Annotated in this window: 4 protein-coding genes; all 4 read left to right on the plus strand. The window is 44.8% G+C overall.

Going from position 1 to position 4618, the window contains the following annotated elements; all coding sequences use genetic code 11:
- The first annotated feature begins 93 nt into the window (after window positions 1-93).
- On the plus strand, window positions 94-2454 hold the full coding sequence (locus LWH94_RS18735; RefSeq protein ID WP_232903253.1) for a VPA1269 family protein: 2361 nt from the start codon (window positions 94-96) through the stop codon (window positions 2452-2454).
- 18 nt (window positions 2455-2472) lie between these two features.
- Window positions 2473-3156, plus strand: coding sequence for a gamma-mobile-trio protein GmtX (gene gmtX / locus LWH94_RS18740; RefSeq protein ID WP_232903254.1), 684 nt, complete (start codon window positions 2473-2475; stop codon window positions 3154-3156).
- A 13-nt stretch (window positions 3157-3169) separates the two neighbouring features.
- Entirely contained in the window at window positions 3170-3577 is a 408-nt protein-coding gene (locus LWH94_RS18745; protein WP_232903255.1) for a VPA1267 family protein, read from the plus strand.
- Window positions 3574-4618 (plus strand): helix-hairpin-helix domain-containing protein (locus LWH94_RS18750; RefSeq protein ID WP_332875512.1); only part of this gene is annotated, 1045 nt, incomplete at its 3' end. The genes LWH94_RS18745 and LWH94_RS18750, both read left to right, overlap by 4 nt.

The following is a 4618-nucleotide window of genomic DNA, read 5'->3' on the forward strand; positions in this document are numbered from 1 at the left end:
CGGGCACTGAGACTTCGGAGTAAGAAGAGAAACCCCGCGTCGCTACGCTCCGATGGGTGGCAGCCTTGCTCCGGTCCGGGTGGCAGGCTTCACGTGGAATGGGTGGCAACCTTCAGCGGTTTACGCAAATGGCTCCACTTGTTTGCAAAGTTCGTTGATGAGCAAGATTTGAAGAGCACAAGAAGTTATTACGCAGCGTTTAACAAATTTTATGGTTTCCTGATTACCGAAGACAATGCTCAGGATCCCCTCCGATACATGACACGATCATCACGAGGATCATTTTACGATTACTGCTTGTCTGTAGGCATGGAGAATAAGTACAACCTAACTCGGATCAATAACTTCAGCAATTGGCTGATTGCCAATTATTTATCGGAATTTGATCCCGAATCTGGAGAATATACGAGTATTGCGTTTCCGATTTTCAGCCCTGCTGAAATCTTAAAAATCGAATCGCAAAAAGATGCAAGCTTAAAGCCATCAGAAACTGTAAAAGCATCTATGCCAACCAGCTGGCTCTTGAAGTGCAAAGAAATTATTACAGCTAACGACTTTGAGTGGCCGAAATCGATAACTTCTGAATACTTTGATTATAAAGACGACTCTGGAAAATACGAGTCAGTATGGATTCCAACGATCTCCTACCTCTATCTGACCATGCTAGAAATACCATTAAGAAAAATACAAGTAGCGGCACTCGATTCGGGTGAGGGAGATGAGGAGGTTTTTGACCGCGCAAGCAAGAAATGGGTGCCAAACAAATCTCGCCACAGTAACTACTGGCAAAAGCTAGGCAGTAGGCTTCCTAACAGAGGCGTTGTAAGAAAAATTCGTTCTGCGACCGGAATTAGCACTGGGTTCTTCATTAACACGAATAAGACGCAAGATAGAGAAACTGGGTACTCGGAAACCTCTGGCTACACCATCCCTTGGCACAATCCAGAGATTATCGATATTTTTTACGACCTTAGAGCTTGGCAAGAAAAATATAATCCGGTGACTAAGCCCACGGCTTACGGGGATATGCCAACTCAAATTTTCGGAATGGTGCCATCAAAAACAGTTCTGGACAAAATCCCCGACAGATTTTACCTCTTTAGATCTCCTCGTTCATTCGAAGGGGCTCGTCCCGATTGCCCACCAACCGACAACCAGTTGCGCAACTACTGGAACAAGCTGATGGGCGAGCTTGAGAAGCGTCTTTTAGAAGAAGGCCACGACGTAGAAATCGTATTAAAACGAAATCCTATTAGCGGTCAGCCAGAGCAAACACTTTTTACACCTCACGGTCTTCGAGTTGCGGGCTTAACAGCTTTAGCAGAGTCTGGCGTCCCCATTGAGGTTTTGAGCAAAGTGGTTGCTGGCCATGCATCCATCCTTATGACGCTGTATTACATAAAAATGGATCCTGGGCACATCTCCGACCAATTGAACCAAGCAAAAAAATCTATTGAACAAAGTCAGCAAGAAAACCTCCTTAGATGGCTAAAATCCTCTGCCTGGGAAGAGGCCAAGAAGTACGTCACAGGCAACGCCGAGGAGACTTTCACTGATATCCAAAACAAAAAAATCCCGACTAATATTTGGATCAACAACAATCTCGGTATCTGCCCTTACGGAGGAACCCGTTGCCATGATGGCGGCGAAATCCTACGGAGAAATTCCAAGAAGAATAACACTTACGGTCCTGTTCCGGGTGGCCCAAAGAATTGTGTGAGGTGCAGACACCTCATTACCGGTACACCATGGATGATTCCATTGTGGCTCCACGCCAATAAGCTGCTCGTTAAGTCTCAAAGAGCATCCAAGGAAGTAGACGAAATAACAAGTCGTCTTGAGAAATTACAGTCAGAGCGATTCCAAATCGTGAAGTCAAAGGGAGGATCAGCGGTTTCCGAGAGTCTCAAAGCGGAGATTAAAGGCGAAGAAACTAATCTGGAAGAAAAGACAGAATCTCTCGATTCTTTGCTTATGGATACCCATGCCGCCTATCGACTCCTTGAAAGCGTTCGGGACCTACCCTCCGAATTTCCTGGGGAAGAATCCGGTACAGATAATACACCTGCCTTAATCGCTACAGACAGGCCTGAAATCTCTTTCTCAGAGGTTCACGAGTTAAGAGCTTTGGACAGCACCGTCCAAGCAGGTCGGCTCTATACACACCTTAGAGATCGTGATCTTGAAAGAGATCGAGACCACTTTATCGATCAAATTATGCTCAACAATGGAATGAATCCTATATCCCTATCTCCTCTCACGCCGGAAGAAAAATCGATCGCTTTAGATGCAGCTTCGAGATTTCTCCTTACCGAATTGAATGATTATGAGATAGATCAGCTAACTTCGAACCGGGTGAGTTTGCATGAGCTTGGAATCGAGCGAAAGATGACTGAGACGATAAAGCTTGAAAGGTTCGATCCAAACCAAGCCTTCATCGGAAAGACTGACTAATAACTGGATTCAGAGTATATGAATGAGCAATTTAAAAGTAAAAAGAGTGTGAAAGCTCACGTTGATCGACTTGTCGAATCATCGAAAAGCAAGACTACAAAAGCTAAGATTATCGCTATTAGCAAAGTCTGTGAAGACTTAGTGGAGAAATCAGTAACCCCGACGATAGCTCTTGTCGTCAAGTATCTCGCACAAGATGCTATCAAGATGAGCGAGCAAACTATTTACAACAAGCGAGAGGGTGGGAACCCCTACAGGGAGACGTTTGACGCTTGGTTAGATTATCAATCGCACAAGAGTATTGAGAAAAAGATAAACACCAATCATCAAACTAATGACCAGATTCTCCATGAAAAGGAGCTTTTGAAAATTGAAGACCCAGTTTTGCGCTATCAGGTTTCAATGCTTCTTGGAGAAGTCAAGGGACTAAGGAATCAATTGAATATTGCCCGGGATGTAAACAACTTACCGATGATTTCAACAATAGTTTCATCCTTAGACGGAATTGAAAATTCATCTAATCTGGCGACCGAGCTTGACAACTACGATCAAGAAGTGATCGAAAAATTGCTGCAAGGATCTCCAAATACTAAGTTCGACTCAGACGGCGCTCTGGTGGCCTCCTTCCCCATCAGAAAAGGAGCAAGGATCAGTAGTCCTGGATTAAAAGATGCACTCGAAAAGATAATCAAACGCAGATAATCGGAGGCTCACAGTGGCAGCACCTAAAGATGAGAGTGTGGCGGCGTTCATCGCTTGGGAACAATCTATGACCAATTCTGGATTCAAGCAAATGGTGTATCGAGGCAACCTCAGTCGAACTGAAGTCGCAAAAGGGTGCGGTTTTGCAAAGTCAGTTCTTACTCAGAATCCAGAAGTTCGGAAAAAGCTCGCAGCCCTGGAAAAGAGGCTAAGAGAGACCGGAGTGTTACCGAAAGAGACTCAAGTTAAAATCGCCGTGGATAGCAAGCCAAAAAAATACGATGGGAAGAAGAACCTGCGTAATCAACAGCAGAATCGCCTTCGAAGGCTTGAGCAGGAAAATCTTGAATTGAAGGCCAAATTGCGTCGATTCGAGGAGCTTTCAGAAGTTGTGTCAGAAATGGGGATATTTAAAAAATGAACCGAACTGCACACATAAGAGTCACAAACGTGCGTTTTCTTCATGCAAATCGGACTATTTTCTCCGGCCTACTCCTTAAAAATAACTCCTCAAGAGTAAAATCAACGCAGCGTGTCATAGTCGTTGATATAGCAACAGAAGATCTACCAGTCGAGCCCGCTCTAGGCCAGCAATGGATAATCAAAGGCCAGAGCGTAGATAGACCTCTAGACAAAACCGCTCACTTCCAGGTAATTGAATCAGTCTTTAAGAATCCTGATTCGGTCGAAGTTACGATGCCTGGAGATTCGGAATCATTAATACGTTTCATAGTTGAAGAACCTGCTTTCAAGGGCGTTGGGACAGAGAAAGCACGTGATCTTGTAGAATACTTTGGCAACCATTTAGTGGAAACACTAGAAAAAGGCGATACAGCTAAGTTGGAGGAGATCGTAACCCCTAAGACTGCCGAAGTCTTAGTCAAAGGTTTTGAAAAATACTCGAACCTTAAATACTCTCAATGGCTCACGAACCACGGAATACCTTTTTCGGTTCAGAATCGTTTATTTAAGCTCCATAAAGAGCAATCAATAGACCAGATTCGGAACAACCCCTTCGAGTTGATCACCTTTGGTCTCGACTTTAAGGAGTGCACAAAGATTGCGCTTGAGAAGTTTGGCATTGCAAAGAACGACCCGAGGCGCACTCAGGCAGCTGTTGAAGAGGCAGTGAAAAGCCACTGCTCTCTGGGGCACACACTCGCGACAAAACAAGACTTGAAGTATCGAATCGAGAAGCTTCTGAGCATTCACGATAAAAATTCCGCAGACGACGCTCTGAGAAGGGCTGTAAGCAGTCTTTCTATTATTTATGACCCAGAATCCGGGCGATACCATAATACGGCTCTGCTTATTATGGAGCAGGTCGTTGCGAAGGTAAGCGTTCATTCCGAGACGTCCTGCCACCCCACTGAATTTCGCTCTACAGTAACCTCTGATTTCCTAATAAGAGGTTGCTCCCATGAGAAAACACCGCACTCCGGAACAGTGGCAGGTCCTGGTC

The organism is Marinobacter sp. G11, assembly GCF_021282325.1.
Taxonomy (GTDB): domain Bacteria; phylum Pseudomonadota; class Gammaproteobacteria; order Pseudomonadales; family Oleiphilaceae; genus Marinobacter; species Marinobacter vinifirmus.